The organism is Stenotrophomonas sp. YJH_SMC_16 (assembly GCF_059367875.1).
This window is the reverse complement of record NZ_JCAFRH010000016.1, coordinates 16,023-35,168: the sequence shown is the minus strand read 5'-3', so window position 1 is coordinate 35,168 and position 19,146 is coordinate 16,023. Positions and strand designations below refer to the sequence as shown.

14 protein-coding genes and 1 pseudogene are annotated in these 19,146 nt (G+C 62.6%); 12 read left to right on the top strand and 3 right to left on the bottom strand.

What is annotated here, in order from left to right:
* Positions 1-195 precede the first annotated feature (195 nt).
* The 3 genes from AC5P6E_RS21020 to AC5P6E_RS21010 all read right to left on the bottom strand — a co-directional run bounded on the left by AC5P6E_RS21020 (position 196) and on the right by AC5P6E_RS21010 (position 2,577).
* Positions 196-957, bottom strand: a complete 762-nt coding sequence (locus AC5P6E_RS21020; protein ID WP_019338412.1) for a hypothetical protein — start codon at positions 955-957, stop codon at positions 196-198.
* 94 nt (positions 958-1,051) lie between these two features.
* A complete protein-coding gene (locus AC5P6E_RS21015) occupies positions 1,052-1,687 on the bottom strand; it encodes a LysE family translocator (protein ID WP_483698941.1) in 636 nt (211 codons plus the stop codon).
* A gap of 74 nt (positions 1,688-1,761) precedes the next feature.
* Entirely contained in the window at positions 1,762-2,577 is an 816-nt protein-coding gene (locus AC5P6E_RS21010) for a helix-turn-helix domain-containing protein (RefSeq protein WP_029550846.1), read from the bottom strand.
* Here AC5P6E_RS21010 and moeB point away from each other — a divergent pair.
* From moeB to AC5P6E_RS20950, 12 genes and pseudogenes are all read left to right on the top strand, one after another.
* A complete protein-coding gene (moeB, locus tag AC5P6E_RS21005) occupies positions 2,494-3,804 on the top strand; it encodes a molybdopterin-synthase adenylyltransferase MoeB (RefSeq protein WP_019338415.1) in 1,311 nt (436 codons plus the stop codon). The two genes, AC5P6E_RS21010 and moeB, sit on opposite strands and share 84 nt — an antisense overlap.
* 322 nt (positions 3,805-4,126) lie before the next feature.
* Positions 4,127-5,959 (top strand): monovalent cation:proton antiporter-2 (CPA2) family protein, encoded by a 1,833-nt coding sequence (locus tag AC5P6E_RS21000; protein ID WP_019338416.1) that lies wholly within the window; start codon positions 4,127-4,129, stop codon positions 5,957-5,959.
* A 168-nt stretch (positions 5,960-6,127) separates the two neighbouring features.
* The gene (gene folD / locus AC5P6E_RS20995; protein ID WP_010484605.1) at positions 6,128-7,003 is read left to right on the top strand and encodes a bifunctional methylenetetrahydrofolate dehydrogenase/methenyltetrahydrofolate cyclohydrolase FolD; all 876 of its coding nucleotides are present in this window, start codon (positions 6,128-6,130) and stop codon (positions 7,001-7,003) included.
* Positions 7,004-7,407: 404 nt separating this feature from the next.
* Complete coding sequence (guaB, locus tag AC5P6E_RS20990; RefSeq protein WP_005416248.1) at positions 7,408-8,865, top strand: IMP dehydrogenase; 1,458 nt, start codon at positions 7,408-7,410, stop codon at positions 8,863-8,865.
* Between the two features lie 107 nt (positions 8,866-8,972).
* The gene (locus tag AC5P6E_RS20985) at positions 8,973-9,452 is read left to right on the top strand and encodes a hypothetical protein (protein WP_197576638.1); all 480 of its coding nucleotides are present in this window, start codon (positions 8,973-8,975) and stop codon (positions 9,450-9,452) included.
* Positions 9,449-11,014, top strand: a complete 1,566-nt coding sequence (gene guaA / locus AC5P6E_RS20980) for a glutamine-hydrolyzing GMP synthase (RefSeq protein ID WP_097047922.1) — start codon at positions 9,449-9,451, stop codon at positions 11,012-11,014. Before AC5P6E_RS20985 ends, guaA begins: the two co-directional genes overlap by 4 nt.
* A 119-nt stretch (positions 11,015-11,133) precedes the next feature.
* Positions 11,134-11,351, top strand: a pseudogene (locus tag AC5P6E_RS20975) (integrase core domain-containing protein); the annotation flags it as partial.
* Between the two features lie 165 nt (positions 11,352-11,516).
* Positions 11,517-13,421 carry a hypothetical protein gene (locus tag AC5P6E_RS20970; protein ID WP_197597715.1) on the top strand — a complete coding sequence of 635 codons (1,905 nt, stop codon included), beginning with the start codon at positions 11,517-11,519 and terminating at the stop codon, positions 13,419-13,421.
* Positions 13,418-15,163 carry a hypothetical protein gene (locus tag AC5P6E_RS20965; RefSeq protein ID WP_197597716.1) on the top strand — a complete coding sequence of 582 codons (1,746 nt, stop codon included), beginning with the start codon at positions 13,418-13,420 and terminating at the stop codon, positions 15,161-15,163. The genes AC5P6E_RS20970 and AC5P6E_RS20965 overlap by 4 nt, the downstream gene beginning before the upstream one ends.
* Before the next feature lie 490 nt (positions 15,164-15,653).
* Positions 15,654-16,283 carry a hypothetical protein gene (locus tag AC5P6E_RS20960; protein ID WP_197597717.1) on the top strand — a complete coding sequence of 210 codons (630 nt, stop codon included), beginning with the start codon at positions 15,654-15,656 and terminating at the stop codon, positions 16,281-16,283.
* Positions 16,284-17,076: 793 nt separating this feature from the next.
* Positions 17,077-17,955: a DUF6731 family protein gene (locus AC5P6E_RS20955; RefSeq protein ID WP_126930359.1), complete on the top strand. Its 879-nt coding sequence runs from the start codon at positions 17,077-17,079 to the stop codon at positions 17,953-17,955.
* Entirely contained in the window at positions 17,955-18,383 is a 429-nt protein-coding gene (locus tag AC5P6E_RS20950) for a hypothetical protein (RefSeq protein WP_197597718.1), read from the top strand. The genes AC5P6E_RS20955 and AC5P6E_RS20950 overlap by 1 nt, the downstream gene beginning before the upstream one ends.
* Positions 18,384-19,146 lie beyond the last annotated feature (763 nt).

The following is a 19,146-nucleotide window of genomic DNA, read 5'->3' as shown; positions in this document are numbered from 1 at the left end:
TCGACGTTAAGGTGCGGGATGGGGATCGCTCGGCTCGTCTGTCGGCTGGTACCCGCAGATATCATGTTGACGGTCCCTCCACCCTGGCTCCTACATACCTCGTAGGAGCCGGGAGGAACATACAAGCCCATGCTCGGCTGCTTTTCGCGGATTGACGAGGCGCGCTGCGTGCGTCAGCCGAGCATGGGCTCGGCTCTACAGATCTCGATCTGGGCGACCGCCGCGACGTGCGCGGCAATGTGGCAAGGCGCATGGGATGCTGCGGGGTGCGGCCATCATCGATTCCGGCAGCCGCGCCTGCCCCGTGATGCTTGCCCAGACCAGGGTGGTACCCAATGCTCCTGCCAGGTACGCCACCGACACCGCCCCGGTCACCAGGCCTGCGGCATGCTCCAGCCACGGAAGGAGTCGGCAATACCTCCGTGCCCAGCGCAGATGGCTGCCGAGCCATGCCATCAGCAGGCCGAGCGACAGCGCGACGCCGCTCAGGCCGGCCACGTAAGCGGTCTTGGTGCCAGTGTCGGCAACGAGGCCGGTAAGCAGGGCAGCCACCGCGAACTGCAGCATCCAGTTGCTGGTGCTGGCGAGCGCCAACAGGCATCCAGCCTCGGCGTGCGGCCAACGGGAGCGGGCGCTCAGGCCCCAGGGCATCTGCAGGGAAAGCGGAGAGAGGGTGGTCAGCCCGGCATCGCGCAGGCACATGCCCGCCAGGCGCAACAGCAGGAGGCAGCCCGTGCACTGCATCGCCAGCGTCCACAGGCCGCAGTTTCCCAGCATGGCCGCTGCAACGAAAGCCGTGGCGCAGATGACGCCCGTACCGATGGCGATACCGAACGACGCGGCCATGGCGGCGTGCCCGCCTGCGCCCATTGCGGTGCGCAGGATCTTCGCGTGATTGGAAGCAGGCAGGAGCATGGCGAAGCCGTACAGCACCGAGACGATGAAGAACTGCTGCACGTAAACCTGCCACCGACCTACAGAAAGTGCCGAGTGTGGGCTGGTGCGGACGCGCCGTATTGAACGCTATTGCGACAGGCGCGAATCGCCGGCATCAGCCCACCCACAGCGACACGACGATCCATAGCGCCAGCGCAATCATCAGGAGCCCTGCGGCGCGCTCCAGCCAGGGCAGGGCGCGTGCGAATCGGCCCAGCACCCACGGGTGGCCGACCAGCGCGGCTACCAGCAGATCCCATAGCAGGACGATGCCGAACATCCACGCGCCATAGAAGAACTTCGTTGCGGTGCTGGCCTGCGGACCGTTGAGCATTGCCGCCAACGTTGCGTAGAACAGCGCATTCTTCGGGTTCAGCAGCGCAGACAGGGCGCCCAGCCCTGCCGCCTTCCACCATCCGTGGGCACCGTCCGCTCGCGATCCGGCGGCAGTGTCAGATGCCTGCAGCGTCGTCGAACCCGCATGGCGCAGGAACAGCGTGCCGAGGTACAGCAGGAACCCGCAGCCCGCCAACTGCACCGCAATGAACCCTGCGCTACCTGCGCGCAGCATGGCCATTCCGGTGAAGGCGGCCACGATGAAGACGCCATTTCCGAGGGCGATGCCTGCACAGGCGCCACTGGCGGTGCGCCAGCCAGAGGTGATCGCAGTGCGCGCAACAAGGAAGAAGTCGGGGCCGGGTGAGAGCAGGGCGAGAAAATGTACGGTGGCGATGACCAGGAACTGTTCCATCGGGTCCGGCGGCGGCTGGCGGGGGCGCCAGTGTGGGGATGCGCCGCGCGATGGTATTGAACGTTATTGCAGGCTCAGCGCCGGTACTGGCCCGGGGTCGCACCGGCGTGGGCCTTGAAGACCCGCTGGAAATGGCTCTGGTCGGCGAACCCCAATGCATGGGCGACCACGGCCAGTGCCTGCCCTTCGCACAGCCGCCGCCGGGCCTCCTGGATGCGCTGGTCGATCTGCCAGGCGTGCGGGGTCAGGCCCGTGGCACGCCGGAAGGCGCGGATCAGCTGGTAGCGGCTCATGCCTGCCAGCGATGCCAGCTCCTGCAGGGCCGGGGTGTGTTCGAGCCGCTGGCGCAGAACGTCCATCACCGGCTGCAGCCGCTGCTGTAATGCGGCATCTTCAGGCGGGCCAGCCACGGCTACACCATCGTGTTCATCCAGATCGCCGACGAACGCGATCAGGGCAGCTTCCTTGACGCTGACCGGATCGTCGGAGAACAGCGTCTGGTTGAGCTGGCAGTACTGCTGGTAGCGCGCGCGATGGTTGGAAATCCGGATCGGTTCCTGCTGCCAGTCGGGTTCGGGCAGGTCGTCATACTCAGCGCGGACCTCGGCCATCCAGCGCGCGTCCAGATGCAGCATCTGGTAGCTCCAGACCTGGCCGGGCAGGGGGTTGCAGGCGTGCACGCGGCCTACAGGTACGCCGACCAGGCTGCCAGGCTGCAGCAGGCGCGGTCCCTCCACAGCACCGGTGAACAGGCTGCTGCCGGCGTCCACGGCGCCGATCGAGAAGGTGTCATGGCTGTGCGGGCGATGGCAGGCGCGGCTGTCGCACGCCCGTCGGCTTTCGACGAAGGGCATGCGCGGGTCACGCCAGAATTCGGTGGCAGAGCGCATGCAGCGGTTCCGGGATGCAGGGGGGCAACGCCCGCATGGTGCCATGTTCGGGGCAAGGCGCGGCGAAGGTGTCTGCGCGATAATGCGGCCATGAGCATCCAAGAGCTTTCCCCCGCGCGGGCACGCGAGCGCCTGGCCCACGGCGCGGTGCTGATCGATGTGCGTGAGGCGCACGAACGGGCCGGCGGGATGGCCGAGGGCGCGCGCGGCGTGGCCAAGCGCGAACTGCATGCCGACCCGGCCGCGCATCTGCCGCGGCACGACCAGGAGATCCTGCTGATCTGCCAGAGCGGCAAGCGCTCGGCCGATGCCGCGCAGTTCCTGCTGGAGGCCGGCTACACAAACGTCGCTTCCGTGACGGGCGGCACCGTGGCCTGGCGCGAGCAGTCGCTGCCGCTGGTGCAGCCGCTGGCCAGTGCTGCCGACCGCGACTTCTACGACCGTTATTCGCGGCACCTGCTGTTGCCACAGGTAGGCGAGGCCGGCCAGCGCCGGTTGCAGCAGTCGCGCGTGCTGGTGCTGGGCGCGGGCGGGCTGGGTGCCCCGGCCGGCTTCTACCTGGCCGCCGCGGGGGTAGGGCGCCTGCGCTTCGCCGACCACGACCGCGTGGAGCGCAGCAACCTGCATCGGCAGATCGTGCATACCGAAGCCAGCGTCGGCCAGCTCAAGGTCGATTCCGCGCGCGAGCGCCTGCTGGCACTGAACCCGTCGATCGAGGTCGAGGCCCTGCCCGAGCGGGTCACCTCCGAGAACGTGGATGCGCTGCTGGACGGCGTGGACGTGGTGCTGGACGGCTCGGACAACTTCCCGCTGCGCTACCTGCTCAACGACGCCTGCATCAAGCATGCCAAGCCGTTGGTGTATGCCGCCATTGAGCGCTTTGATGGCCAGGTCAGCGTGTTTGATGCCGGTCGCCAGCGTGGCGTGGCACCGTGCTATCGCTGCCTGTTCCCGGAACCGCCGCCGCCGGAGTTCGCGCCGAACTGTTCGGAGGCTGGCGTGCTGGGTGTGCTGCCCGGCCTGGCCGGGGTGCTGCAGGCCACCGAGGTGCTGAAGCTGCTGCTGGGCATCGGCGAACCGCTGGTGGGGCGGCTGCTGCGCTTCGATGCGCTGGGCATGCGCTTCCGCGAGACCGGCATCCGGCCGGACCCGCATTGCCCGGTGTGTGCGCCGGGCGTGCCGTTCCCGGGATATATCGATTACGCCGCGTTCTGCCGGGGTGGGTGAGGCTGGCCGGGGATTCATCCACGCATGGCGTGGATCTACCGGGGCGCGGCGGCTGTGCGTCATCCACGCATGGCGTGGATCTACTGTAGAGCCGAGCCCATGCTCGGCTGCTTCTGGCCTCGGCACGAAGAGCAGCCGAGCGTGGGCTCGGCTCTACAGGTCATGGCACCACTGAAGCATGTGCATGGTTTCGGGATGATGTCGGGGGTCATTCCCTGCATCGTTCCACCTCCAAGACAATCCGGCGCAACATGCGTGCTATTGCCGTCATCGGCATTGCTCTATTGTTGAACCCGATTCTGGATCTTGGGGAAAACACCGCATGGCGGTAGAAGCAGCGACCAGCGAGCTGGTCAAGGTCGTCGCCCTGTTGGGCGCGGCGGTGGTGATGGTGCCCCTGTTCCGCCGGGCCGGTCTGGGCTCGGTGCTGGGCTACTTCGCCGCTGGCCTGGCGATCGGACCGTTCGGGCTGGGCTGGTTCTCCGACCCGCAGGCCATCCTGCATACCGCCGAACTCGGCGTGGTGATGTTCCTGTTCGTGATCGGCCTGGAAATGCGGCCCTCGCACCTGTGGAGCCTGCGCAAGGAAATCTTCGGGCTGGGCACGCTGCAGATCGTCACCTGTGCGCTGGTGCTGACCAGCATCGCCAAGCTGTTCGGCCTGCCGTGGCAGGTGGCCTTCATCGGCGCCACCGGCTTCGTGCTCACCTCCACCGCGGTGGTGATGCAGCTGCTGGCCGAGCGCGGTGACATCGCGCTGCCGTCGGGGCAGAAGATCGTCTCCATCCTGCTGTTCGAAGACCTGCTGATCGTGCCGTTGCTGGCGCTGGTGGCCTGGATGGGCCCCAGTGCGGGCAGTGCCGATGGCGAGGGTTCGCGCTGGCTGTCGGTGGCGATCGGCGTCGGTGCCATCGTCGGCCTGGTGCTGGTCGGCCGCTTCCTGCTCAACCCGTTGTTCCGCGTGCTGGCCGAATCGAAGGCGCGCGAGGTGATGACCGCCGCCGCGCTGCTGGTGGTGCTGGGTGCGGCGCTGCTGATGCAGCTGTCCGGCCTGTCGATGGCGATGGGCGCGTTCCTGGCCGGCGTGCTGCTGAGCGAATCGACCTTCCGCCACCAGATCGAAGCGGACATCGAACCGTTCCGCGGCATCCTGCTCGGCCTGTTCTTCCTCAGCGTGGGCATGGCGCTGGACTTGGGCGTGGTGGCGGGCAACTGGCAGCTGATCCTCGGCCTGGTGCTGGCGCTGATGGCAGCCAAGGCGCTGTGCATCTACGTGGTCGCACGCATCATGGGCAGCGACCACGCGCAGGCGCTGGACCGTGGCGTGCTGATGGCGCAGGGCGGCGAGTTCGCTTTCGTGCTGTTCTCCGCCGCGGCATCGGCCGGCGTGATCAACCTGGAGATCAATGCCAACTTCACTGCCGTGGTGGTGCTGTCGATGGCGCTGACGCCGCTGGTGGTGCTGCTCTACAAGCGCATCGCGCCGAAGCCGACGGTAAACATGGACGGCGTGGACGAGGCCGAGGGCCTGTCCGGCAGCGTGCTGCTGATCGGCTTCGGCCGCTTTGGCCAGGTTGCCAGCCAGTCGCTGCTGGCGCGCGACGTGGACGTGACCATCATCGACAACGATGTGGAGATGATCCAGAGCGCCGCGCGGTTCGGCTTCAAGATCTATTACGGCGACGGCACGCGGTTGGATGTGCTGCACGCTTCGGGCGCGGCCACCGCACGTGCGATTGCGGTGTGCGTGGACAAGGCCGAGGCCGCCGACCGCATCGTCGAACTGGTGTCGCACGAGTTCCCGCAGGCCAAGCTGATGGTGCGCTCGTTCGACCGCGAGCATTCGCTGCGGCTGATCCATGCCGGTGTCGATTTCCAGATCCGCGAGACGTTCGAGTCGGCGGTGCTGTTCGGCCAGGCCGCGCTGGTGGAGCTGGGTGCGGACGAAGACGATGCGGTGGAGATTGCCGAGCAGATCCGTCGCCGCGATGCCGAGCGCTTTGAGCTGGAAATTGCCGGTGGTGGTCTGAATGCCGGCGCGCGGATGATCTACGGCAACAGCCCGCAGGGCGTACCGACGCCAACGCCGTTCACCGCGCCGAAGCGGGCAAGCAAGACGTTGAACCCGCAGGACGTGCCGGAAGAGGAAGAATGAGGTGCCGCGCACCGCGCTCGCCGGGCGTGGCCCGGCGCTACCGTGGTGCGCACGGGTGGGGTAGCGCCGGGCCATGCCCGGCGAGCGCAGCGGCCGCCCGGATTGGCGGTGGGCGAGGGGGCCTGAATCGGGGACAATAGCGTCCCCGCCGCCCCACGCCTGCCTCCGATGACCGATTCCGCCCCCCAGCATCCTGCCCGCATCCTTGATGGCCGCCGTATCGCCGAGGACCTGCTCGACAGCCTGAAGGTGCGCGTCGACGCCCGCGTGGCCGCCGGCGGCAGCCGTCCGGGCCTGGCCGTGGTGCTGGTGGGCGGCGACCCGGCCTCGACCGTATACGTGCGCAACAAGCGCCGTGCCGCCGAAAAGGTCGGCATCGAGGCGCATGACTACGATCTGCCGGCCGGTACCACCGAGGCCGAGCTGCTCGACCTGATCGACCAGCTCAACGCCGATCCGAAGATCAACGGCATCCTGATCCAGCTGCCGTTGCCGGGCATCCCCGACGCGCGCCGGCTGATCCAGCGCATCGACCCGCGCAAGGACGTGGACGGCTTCCACCCGGAAAACGTCGGCCACCTGGCCCTGCGCGAGTTCGGCCTGCGCCCGTGCACCCCGCGTGGCATCACCACGCTGCTGGGCCACACCGACCAGCCGGTGCGTGGCCGCAATGCCACCATCGTCGGCGTGAGCAACCACGTGGGCCGCCCGATGGGCCTGGAGCTGCTGATCGCCGGCTGCACCGTGACCAGCTGCCACAAGTTCACCCCCAAGGACGTGCTGGAACAGGCCGTGCGCAACGCCGACATCCTGGTGGTGGCGGTAGGCCGCCCGGGCATCGTGCCGGGCGAGTGGGTGAAGCCGGGCGCGGTGGTGATCGATGTGGGTATCAACCGGCTGGATGACGGCCGGCTGGTGGGCGATGTCGGGTTTGAAGCGGCGGCCCAGCGGGCCAGCTGGATTACCCCGGTGCCGGGTGGCGTGGGCCCGATGACCGTGGCCACGTTGATGCAGAACACCCTGGAAGCGGCGGAAGCCTCCTGAGGGTAGCGCCGGGCCATGCCCGGCGGATGTTTGCGGCGCCGCTGCGCTCGCCGGGCATGGCCCGGCGCTACCGGGGTTGCATTGATGCCCCGCGATTCCCGCCGACCCGCTCCTGGTAGGTGCCAACCAAGGTTGGCACCCACCCAAGCCCTCCTGAACCAATCGCCGCCCGCGCGACGCTGCGGCACCGCTTGGTGGTACCGGGCCTCGGGCCTCCTGTAGAGCCGAGCCCATGCTCGGCTCATCGCGGTCTGGCGGAAAGCAGCCGAGCATGGGCTCGGCTCTACAGGTGAGCGGGTGCGACACTGTGTCGCGCGAAGTTCCAATTCTGGCTACCAAAAATGCTGTTCTTGGCTCCTGAAAAGGGGTAAAATGTCGCGCTTCCCCACATCTCGGGTATGCCGATGCTGCGCATCCAGGCTGAAGCACTCACTTACGACGACGTCTCGCTCGTCCCCGCCCACTCGACCATCCTGCCCAAGGACGTCAACCTCGAAACGCGGTTGACCCGAGACCTGAAGCTGAAGCTTCCGATCCTGTCCGCCGCGATGGATACCGTCACCGAAGCCCGCCTGGCCATCGCCATGGCCCAGCTCGGCGGCATGGGCATCATCCACAAGAATCTCAGCCTGGAACAGCAGGCCGCGGAAGTGGCCAAGGTCAAGAAGTTCGAGGCCGGTGTCATCCGCGACCCGATCACCGTCGGCCCGGAAACCACCATCCGCGACGTGCTGGCCCTGACCCAGGCGCACAACATCTCCGGCGTGCCGGTGGTGGGCAGCGACGGCCAGCTGGCCGGCATCGTGACCCATCGCGACATGCGCTTCGAGACCGAGCTGGACGATCCGGTCCGCCACATCATGACCAAGAAGGATCGCCTGATCACGGTCAAGGAAGGCGCCGCCTCTGACGAAGTGCTGCAGCTGCTGCACCGCAACCGCATCGAAAAGGTGCTGGTGGTCAACGATTCGTTCGAACTGCGTGGCCTGATCACCGTCAAGGACATCCAGAAGAACACCGACTTCCCGAACGCTGCCAAGGATCTGTCGACCCGCCTGCTGGTCGGCGCTGCCGTCGGCGTGGGTGGCGATACCGATCGCCGCGTGGAAGCGCTGGTCGCCGCCGGCGTGGACGTGATCGTGGTTGATACCGCGCACGGCCACTCGCAGGGCGTGCTGGACCGCGTCAGCTGGGTCAAGAAGAACTTCCCGAACGTGCAGGTCATCGGTGGCAACATCTGCACCGGCGAAGCCGCACTGGCGCTGCTGGACAGCGGCGCGGACGCAGTGAAGGTCGGCATCGGCCCGGGCTCGATCTGCACCACCCGCGTCGTCGCCGGCGTCGGCGTGCCGCAGGTCACCGCCATCGACCTGGTGGCCGAAGCGCTGCAGGACCGCATCCCGCTGATCGCCGACGGTGGCATCCGCTACTCGGGCGACATCGGCAAGGCGCTGGCCGCCGGTGCCTCGACCATCATGGTCGGTGGCCTGCTGGCCGGTACCGAGGAATCGCCGGGCGAGACCGAGCTGTACCAGGGCCGTTCGTACAAGAGCTACCGCGGCATGGGTTCGCTGGCTGCCATGGAGAAGGGGTCGAAGGACCGCTACTTCCAGGACGCCGCCACCGCCGACAAGCTGGTGCCGGAAGGCATCGAAGGCCGCGTGCCGTACCGCGGCCCGGTGGGCGGCATCATCCACCAGCTGATGGGCGGCCTGCGCGCCACCATGGGCTACGTAGGCTGTGCCACCATCGAAGACATGCGCAGCAAGCCCAAGTTCGTGAAGATCAGCGGCGCCGGCCAGCGTGAGAGCCACGTCCACGACGTGACCATCACCAAAGAGCCGCCGAACTACCGCGCCTGATGCGCTTGCGAACTGCTCTTGCGATTACGGGCAGCCTGCTGATGGCAGGCTGTTCGGTGTCCGAACCGCCGCCGCGCTCCGGGTCTCCGGGCGCGGCGGTTTCGCAAGTGAAGGACGTGCAGGCGTGCCAGAACGCGTTCTCGCTGCCGAAGGGCTGGCAGGTGCAGGCCGCTGGCGAACAGCGCTGGCTGCTGAAAGGCACTGGCGAGCGTCCGCTGCAGGTGATCCTGCGGTGCGTTACCGATCTGGGTGACAGGCTTGAAGATCCTGTGGTCACCGCCGAGCTGGGGCCGCTGGAGCCGAAGCGGATGAGCGTGCAGTCCGCGTTCTGGGGCAACGCCATGGATTCCGGTTACCCGATGCACACGCTGCAACGGCGCATCGTGCCCGGCACCGAAGTGCAGGAAATCGCCGAGCTGCCGCGCGCCGACCGCTCCAACCCCAACGCACCGCATGGCTTGCTGATGCTGCGTTGGGACGAGGAAGACACCTCACATATTCAACAACGCGAGGCGTTCATCGCCACGCTGACGCAGAGCCTTGAAGCGCCGGGCGCTGCGAAAAACACCACTGGAACGGCACCATGACCAACATCCATAACGACAAGATCCTCATCCTCGATTTCGGCGCGCAGTACACGCAGCTGATCGCCCGCCGCATCCGCGAGCTGGGCGTCTACTGCGAAATCTGGGCGTGGGACCACAACCCGGCCGAGATCGCCGCGTTTGGCGCCAAGGGCATCATCCTGTCCGGTGGCCCGGAATCGACCACGCTGCCGGGTGCCCCGGCCGCGCCGCAGGAAGTGTTCGACAGCGGCCTGCCGATCTTCGGCATCTGCTACGGCATGCAGACCCTGGCCGCGCAGTTGGGCGGTGCCACCGAAGCCGCTGACCAGCGCGAATTCGGCCATGCCGAAGTGAACGTGATCAACCCCGACGCGCTGTTCAAGGGCCTGAGCGACCACGGCGGCGAGCCGAAGCTGAATGTCTGGATGAGCCACGGCGACCACGTCTCCGTTGCGCCGCCGGGCTTCACCATCACCGCCACCACCGACCGCATTCCGGTGGCCGCCATGGCCAACGAAGAAAAGCGCTGGTACGGCGTGCAGTTCCACCCGGAAGTGACCCACACCCTGCAGGGCCAGGCGCTGCTGCGCCGCTTCGTGGTGGACGTGTGCGGCTGCCAGACCCTGTGGACCGCCGCCAACATCATCGACGACCAGATTGCCCGCGTAAGAGATCAAGTGGGCGATGACGAAGTGATCCTGGGCCTGTCCGGCGGCGTCGATTCGTCCGTGGTGGCCGCGCTGCTGCACAAGGCCATCGGCGAAAAGCTGACCTGCGTGTTCGTGGATACCGGCCTGCTGCGCTGGCAGGAAGGCGACCAGGTGATGGCGATGTTCGCCGAGCATATGGGCGTGAAGGTGGTGCGCGTGAATGCCGCCGACCGTTACTTCGCCGCGCTGGAAGGCGTGAGCGACCCGGAAGCCAAGCGCAAGATCATCGGCAACCTGTTCGTTGAGATCTTCGACGAAGAGTCGAACAAGCTGAAGAACGCCAAGTGGCTGGCGCAGGGCACCATCTACCCGGATGTGATCGAGTCGGCCGGCAGCAAGACCGGCAAGGCGCATGTGATCAAGAGCCACCACAACGTGGGCGGCCTGCCGGAGCACATGAAGCTGGGTCTGGTGGAGCCGCTGCGCGAGCTGTTCAAGGACGAAGTGCGCCGCCTGGGCGTTGAGCTGGGCCTGCCGCGCACCATGGTCTATCGCCATCCGTTCCCGGGCCCGGGCCTGGGCGTGCGTATCCTGGGCGAAGTAAAGCGCGAGTACGCCGAACTGCTGGCCAAGGCCGATGCCATCTTCATTGATGAGCTGCGCAAGGCGGATCTGTACGACAAGACCAGCCAGGCGTTTGCCGTGTTCCTGCCGGTGAAGTCGGTGGGCGTGGTGGGCGATGCGCGGGCTTATGAGTGGGTGATTGCACTGCGTGCGGTGGAGACGATTGATTTCATGACGGCGCATTGGGCGCACCTGCCGTATGAGTTCCTGGGGACGGTGAGCAACCGGATCATCAATGAGTTGCGGGGGGTGTCGAGGGTGGTTTATGACATCTCGGGGAAGCCGCCGGCGACCATTGAGTGGGAATGAGTTGAAAGGATGAGGGCGCCGAGAGGCGCCCTTTTTTGTACGCGGAGCTTACTCAGACGTTCCCATTGCGAGCGTTTGGATAGCCTGTATCAGGAAGCGGGACTGCAGGTGCGTCGCAGGACCAAAACGCTTACATTGAGTCCTTCAAAGGGCGGCTACGCGATTTATTTCCGAACGAGCATTGGTTCCCAGCGTTGCTCCATGCCAGGACCAGTGTCCAAAGCTGGCGGCGTGACTACAAAGAAGAAAGGCCTAAACGAGCACTTGACGGGCTGACCCCCGCCAGTAGTCTGCGCAGTTGATTGGCAGGATAGATAGCATCAGCACTGGACTCTAAACCCGCCCACTACTCAGGGGGGGGGGGGGCGGCGTCGCATTGAGCGACTAATACATCAAACAAGATATACGTAGGTACATCCAAGAATTTCGGCAGCGGAGCCTGAGCGCAGTTGAATGTGAAATTTGAGCTATCTTTAAGCTAAGAGAACAGGGGTGATAGGCCATGGACGATAAAGAAGCCAAGCTGGATCAGCTCGCGTGGCTGTGTCTGACAAAACCCGAGTCTATAAAGCTAGACGATATAGGGCTGACGCCAGAGGATATGGTCAGTGAGTGCCAGATGATGGACGGTACGCCATTCTTTGTTGACCCTGAGAGAGCCAAGGCTCGCGCGTTACAGTACCTCCAGGTAGTTGTCATTGAGCCAAAGCTACAAGCACCCGCCGAGTTGTTCGAAGGCCTTTTTCTGTGTCAGGCGGCCTCGGGCGCGGGACGCGGCGACAAACTTCCTGCCGTTGCGCTTGCGCGGCTCCACAACAACGGCATCGTTGATGTGGCGCAGCTTGCAATCGACGCCGTGGGTGACGGCAATGGACATCCGTACAGAATCGGCAGGGTCGTTGCAGACGTCATCCCGTTGTTGGATGCACTCGACATTCCCAATGTCTTGATGATGGTACTCCTCCTAGAAGCAAGGGGATTCTTGGCGCCTGCGATAGAAGATTGGATGAAGCGTCACCCGGCGGAAATCGAGCACGTGCTCGAGGGATGCCTTGCGGCGCCTCATTTGACGTTGGCGCCGCTGTTGCGTACCAGTTTTATTGTCGGGGTCCAGAATGACAGGGAGTCGTGGCTGGCACGTGTGCACGCCTTGGTGGGTACGCCGGATCCTTTGGTCGCACTACCGGCGTTAGAAGCGTTGGGTTTCATTGATTGGAGCGACATCGATGCGACCGAGATTGATCGTGCGGTGGGGGTGATTCGGGACAAGCTGCAGGCTGGCGACGGCGCTTTGCGTAACACGGCTGCGCGAGCGGGCCTCTACTTGGTGGGCACCGCACCCGATCGGCACACACTGATCGACGAAATAGCAGCGCTGGAGGGTATCGATGTTGTACAGATAATCGGAGACCATCTCGCTTATGGCCCGAATGAGCTCAGAGCGCAGTCTTGGTGTCTGGACAAGATAGATCTACTTGCGGCTAAGGGAGTGCAAGAGAGTGGTGCGGGACATGGAATCGACCACATCCTGGCCAAGGAGTACAGCTCAAGGAACAAATCCAGAGTGCTAGCTTGGCTGGAGACATGGGCTCGCACCAATGCAGAACGAGCGCCGTCAGTGCCTGGAGAGTTCCCTCAACTGTTCGCGCAGATCGTAAGTGACGGCGAAGCGCTGGGAGACCTGCTGGTCGCATGGCTGATGGCCGACGCCATCGGTTACCAAAGGATGGCTCGGAAGATTTTAGATGAGCTGAGCCTGAGTGAGGTACGGGGTACCGCTTTCTCGGTATCCGCTCTGGATACGCTCAGCGCGGGCGGCTTGCTGCATCTGGCGCGGCGAACTTTGGCAAATGTCGTGCGTGATCATCAACGAGTCTCACTGGCTTGGTCGATGACACGCACGCGCGATGCCGAGGCAAGAGTGTTTGCGCTTGTCTTTGAAGTCATGTCCCGGCACATAGGATACGACTATCCCGTCGCGACGAGGGAACATCTGGAGCCGTTGGTAGCGACGGGCGCGGAGGATGCGCAGACTCGATTGGCTCAGCAGATCCTTGAAGCGATGAGCGCATACTACGAACCGCTGAAGGCACTGCCACTGGTTGAAGAGCTGAGGCCTTCATCCGAGCAAAAGATTCGGTTTGAGAAGGAGCGGGCGCGATTGATGAATGAGGCCTTCGAAGAAGCAAGTAAGGATTCTTTCTTCCGAAAGGTCGCCACGTCTATTCCGCTTAAAGCCGGACGTTCCATGTTCTTCATGCGAGATGGCGAGGTGGGAGGTACGACGCCGATGATGTCGGCATCGCACTCAGTTGCGGTGCCACGTAGCGAGTCGATTGATAAAGTCGGCAGCGATATGCAGCGCCGCCAGTTCATCTTGGGCAAGCTGAAGGATGGCCAGGCATGAAGCTCATCATTAAGGAGTTCCTGAGCCAGCTTCGCGAATCGGGGGAGCTGGACCGACTGCTTCCGGATCTGCTCGCACGCATGAAGCTCATTCCGATTAGTCGCGCACAGGTGGGTGTGCGCCAGAATGGAGTGGACATAGCGGCCGTCGGCAAGGACAAGAACGGCATCAAGACGCTCTATCTGTTCGTGCTTAAGGTTGGCGATCTGGGACGTCGGGACTGGGATGGCGGTGTCAATGCGGTTCGTGCAACGTTGAATCAGATTCAGGACTCCTATCTACACACCTCGGTGCGCGAGGAGCATCAAACACTGCCGGTCAGGGTAGTTATCTGCTCCACCGGCGAGCTTAAGCAGGAAGTACAGCAGGACTACACGGGTTACATCAACGGACACACCACCTCGAACCTGAGGTTCGAGTTCTGGTCTGGTGACGACCTGGCGGACATGATCGATGCGCACTTGCTGGACGAGTATGCGATCGATCCGTCACAACGGGCAGACCTTCGTCGAGCCATTGCTTTGATTGGTTCAAGGGATTATGACCTGCGACACGCGTACAAAATCGCCCAGGCATTGCTGATCGACAGTCACGACGGGGCCCCGGTACTAAGCAATACCCGTCGAAGGTTATTCGTTCGTCAAATGAAGACCGTGGCATTGGTGTTGGAAGTAGTTTTCCGCTGGGCAGATGAGGAGGGCAACCTGCTGAACGCGTTCAAGATGGGTGAGCGTTGCTGCCTTTGGGCGTGGGAGGCGATCCGGGTTCGGGACGTCTTCAAGTATCGCCCTGCCATCTCAGCTTTCCGCGACATCTATCAGATACACCATCGCATCTGTGCGGCCTACTTCGACAAGCTTAAGCCCTTCTTTTGGGCAAGGGATGGGCTGTCCGGTTTCACTGGCGAGAATGCGTTGGTAACAGACAAGGTATTCGAGCAGATCGGAATATTGGCTGAGATAGGTCTCATGCAGCAACACCATGCCGAGATGGCGCTGGTGGAAGGCAATGAAGTGGCGGCGGCCTTGGCTGCAGCCAACGCAGATGGGGTCGCAGATACGTTGATCGCCGCAATCAAGAACAATGCCTCCTCTGGCTCGCCTCGTTACGATGGCAATGCAATCGAACTATCCCTGGCCTTCTTGCTGCTCCACCTCACGGACAAGCATGAGGCGGCGAAGCAATGGCTAGACGATCTGGCTTCCCGCGTGTCGTTCGCGTTCAAGGTCAAGCAGCACTTTCCCGTTGCGACCGACGCGTTCGATGACTTGGTAGCGATGGAGGTGGGCGAACTCTCCGAGGACCAAGTGGAGAAACTGCGCCATCTAAGTACTCTGGTGCCAACACTCATGTACTGGGGCCTCATCATGGGTCACGATGAGGTCTACCATTGCCTGCGCGACCGCTATAACTCGGCTTTCGAGGGGGTCTGCCTGCAGCTCTGGTACGCCGATGACCTCACCGAGTCGGTGATCTACCGGCTGCCGGCGCAGTACGAAAGCGGCACGACGGAGGCGCTTCTTAATTTCCCCGAACAGATTGGCGACCTGCTGCGAGCAGACATAAAGAAGGCTGAGTCCAAGGCCATCGTCAGCTTGGATGCGCTCTCTGCGGTAAAGCAAGGGCCCTGGGTGGTGATCGCGATGGCATGTCGTCACTTCAGGACGCCATTTCCACCACAGTTCTGGATGCCCTTTTTGCTCCAGGCCAAGGCTGGCGACGTGCCCGGCCAGATGAATTAGAAGGCCCGCCACGTGGACGGCCGCCCAGCGTCGCAGGTCCGGAGCAGGTTCGAGCTTCGCGTCGACCTGGTAGCCGGCGGCGTTAGTCCTTATCGGGGCGGGCTGACTCGGATCGCCATGTGCGCTTCTGGCTGGGAGCGGAAACCAGACTGGCCTAGCGGATTAGGAAGATACCGGGGGGGGGGCGCATGTGCGCTCCTGGCCTCGAGTCGAAAGATGAGCATTTAGCAGGGTGCGGATGCGACAACTGAGTTACAGAGCCTATGATGGATCACGCCGCGCTTATCCCACCAGGTGAGCACACCGCCGGTGACCATCAGCGTTCGGAGCAATGCGCAGGTTAGGATAAGAGTGACCTTACCCCGGCAAGGCGTTTCTTGGATACTCGACAGCTTGCTGGGTACTACCTGCCCGAGCAAGAGTTGAGGGACAGAACTCACCGAGATGGTGTGGTAAAAGCTATCCGAACTCACTCCCGGGCACCAGCCACATGAAGATCCCTAGCGACCTGATAGGCGCCCTCACCGGCCCAACCGCTAGCCTTACAAAGGATGTGGCCTCGGCAGTTTGGGAGGCGGCGCTAGACGAGAATATCCTAGGCAAGGTGCCTGTGGTCTCCGTTTTGCTCGCCGTACGTCAGGGAGCGGCCGCGATTGGTGATCGCTTGTTCGCCGCAAAGGTGGTTCGATTCCTGGTGGGCGTTGACAACCTATCGGCCAGCGACCGCGCTCGTGTCGTCGACGAACTCGCTGGAACAGAAGCAAAGCGAGAACTGCTAGGCGAGTTGCTGCTGGATAAGCTTGACCGTGCGGACCCAGTACATAAACCAAAGATGCTGGCCGATCTGTTCGTCGCCGTTGGAAGGCGCGAGATTCCGGCTTCAGACTTTGATCGCCTTTCTGACATGGTGCTCAGCGTATTCCTCGGCGATCTGAGGGATCTCGCAGAGAGGGGAAAGGTAGAGGATGTCACTGTGAGCCGCCGTTTCGCACTTCAAGCCTCCGGTTTCCTCGCATGGGAGGTTGAGGCAGTGTACGCAGGTGGCGGAGCAAGCTTAGAATGGTCAATCACTGCGGACGGCAGCACCATTCTCGCTCATTGCCAGCTAGACAATGATTGAACACCCGCACGCTCGCATCGGGGGGCAGAGCGGCCTCGTTCAAGGTACCACTGATGTGCGTGCTCGTCTTTTCCGCCGTGCACTTGAGAAGAGCGCACGCCACTTGCGGCTCAGAGAGACCCCGCGCAAACCCAGGTAATGTCGGAGCGAGTTCTTCACTTCGATCAGTCGGAACTGACTACCTATGGCAATGGATTGAGTTTCGCTCTCGCGCAGCGGAGCATCAGGGCGTCCGCTTCTGGCCGATAGCGGATATAAGGGCTGCTACCGGCGCGAGGCCGGCCCTAATGCCCCGTCTCGACCCAAAGCGGTCAACTAAGTATCTCTAGGCATGTTCTCTCAATCGAAGAGAGTGCGAATTTGTAGCTGCCGGAATTGCACTGGATCGACATCATTCACATCATCGGCGCTTGGTACCTTCGGCGTCTACCCTGCGACCGGAGGGCGCGGGAAATCACGCGCTGGACGCCATGTGCTACGGCGCCCACCGCATCGACTGGGCCTGCGAAATCAAAATGGAGTGGCACATATGAGAAGTAGTCGGGATGGTTCCTCCTGCCCGACTCGGCACTTAGCTCCTCGAGCTGGCGGTAGGACCGGCTCTACGGGGTGTCGGACCTGTTTTACTTGGAGGTTGTGAAGTGTAGGTGATTCTGAACGAAAAGCATGGTCTACTGGCACGCACGCAGGGGAGGACCGCGTCGCAGTCCTTGCGACCGACATTCGGAAAATGTGGCTATGGACAGCGGCGCTGATACCTAAAAGTTTGATAACCATCGGATTGAGGTAATACATGGACAAGGCAAGTATCAGAGTTCAGTTGTTCCGAGTGGAGCATGGAGAAGGCGCAGAACCACTTGAACAGCTTTTGGCGTGCATCCAGGCTGATGCCATTGCCGACCGCGTGCGTCGCTGCAACCTTGTCGATTACCGACTAGAAGACATTGTTGCCCCGGTCGGACGCGGCACGCTCTGGGAATTGAACTTCGTTCGTATGCGTGATGCGCACGGACCAGGAAGAGTGTCGAAAGCCAAGAAGCTGGCCGGCTTCAACCTTGCGGAGAACGAATATTTCGGCGAGGACACCGCCGTCCTCTATGACTCCGCTACGCGCTACGCTGTGATCCAGTATAACCACTGGGGCGTCCGCGTCAGCGGGCTGGAGCAATACCTTTCGCAGTACCGTTCCGACGTAGTGAACATTTACGATTTCAAGCCGAAACTTGACCTCGACGCAGAGCGCCGATTTAAGAATCAGAAGATTGTTAGGCGTGTCGAGGTTGGTATTGATCTCACCAAGATGCAGGCTGCTGACCTTGAGGCTGGCCAGTCGCTTACTGATATGGCGGAGATTGGAACTAAAACTGGCGCCGACCGCCTCTATATAACGCTTACCATTGGCTCCAGCGACCGCAAGTCAAAGCTAAAAAACGCCGCGAAGAAGTTGCTTACAGCCGTAAGGAAGAATCTGGACGATGACGCAATCCTCCGCCTCAGTTCTTACGGTGCTGCAGAGCCAGAACAAGACTTTGAGGTCGTGGACTTGCTTGAGCACAAGCTAGAAGAAACGGAGCAGGCTCCAGTTGGCACGGACCGGCGCATCACGTTTACTGATCGGGTGAAGGCGTTGAAGCGGGCAAAGGGCAAGTGGAAAGGAGTTATGCAGGACTAATGAATATTACGCACGAGCGCTGGTATCCAAGGTTGCTGGGCATCGCCACAGCGGTGGCGGCATGGGCATCGTGCAAGTACTTCGGCATCAAATTGCCACAGGGTGAAAACATGTTGTCAGCGCTGGTGTCACTGGGCGGCATCCTCGCGGGTTTTTTAGCCACAATGAAGACGCTGCTCATGGGGATGAAGGAGGAATCGATAAATCGGCTTAAAAAGAGCGGCTACATGCCCCACCTGCGCGACTACTTGAGCGAAGCCTTGTGGGGATCGCTGGCGCTGTGCGTGTTCGCGGTCGCTGGCTTCTCACCCAGTGTTGGCGCTACCTCGTCCGTGTACCTGAGCGTGCTGGTGGGCTTGTTCGTTTACTCGTTCGCGGCGCTGTACCGCGTAACCCGTATTGGCATGGGTTTGCTGACGCAGCGCTAAGCCTAGTTTCGCAGCATTCGGCCACATTTCGGCCGCAGCGCGGCCGGGAAGAACAAAAGGGCTAGGTCGCGAAGCCTAGCTCTTTGATTTTATCGGTGCGAAAGGGGGGGGCGAACCCGCGCGCCTCTAAGGGCGGCGGATTTTGAGTCCAGTCTATCCGCCTCTAGCCGCAGGAAGTCATGCTTTGGCGTGGCTTTATAACGCCTTGACCGACAGCGGCGAGAACGTCCCACCTAGGGCAGATCGCTTGAACTGGCTGACTTCGGCAAGGCATATCCTTCGTGCCAAGAGGATCCAGTCCCAGATTACGTATCCGACCTACATCACCATCGCCGATGAAATGGAAGAGTACTGGCGCCACAAGTTCTATCTGACGCTGTCTGATAGAACACTCAGGAATCGGCAATATTTCATAAACAGAGACACTCCGGCTTGGCCAGAGAACATTGAAATATCATCAGCACTGGTTGTCGTTGACTTTTAAAGCTGGAAAGGTGGAACACCAGACTCGATCGATGAAGTAGGCCGCGAACAATTGCTGACCCAAGGGGCAGGCATAAAGGGAGGCAACATTGGTCGCGGACTTCACACATACATCCAGTACTTGGAAAGTTTGCGAACGTCCAGAGATGCCGGTTCATAGGTCGCGATCTAACAATTATTTCATGCCGATGCCGCGACACTGCTAGTCCTGATTTTCTGCTGCGAACGATTGCATCTGGCCGAAAGTGCACACTGGGTTTGCCAGCAGGCATCTATGCGG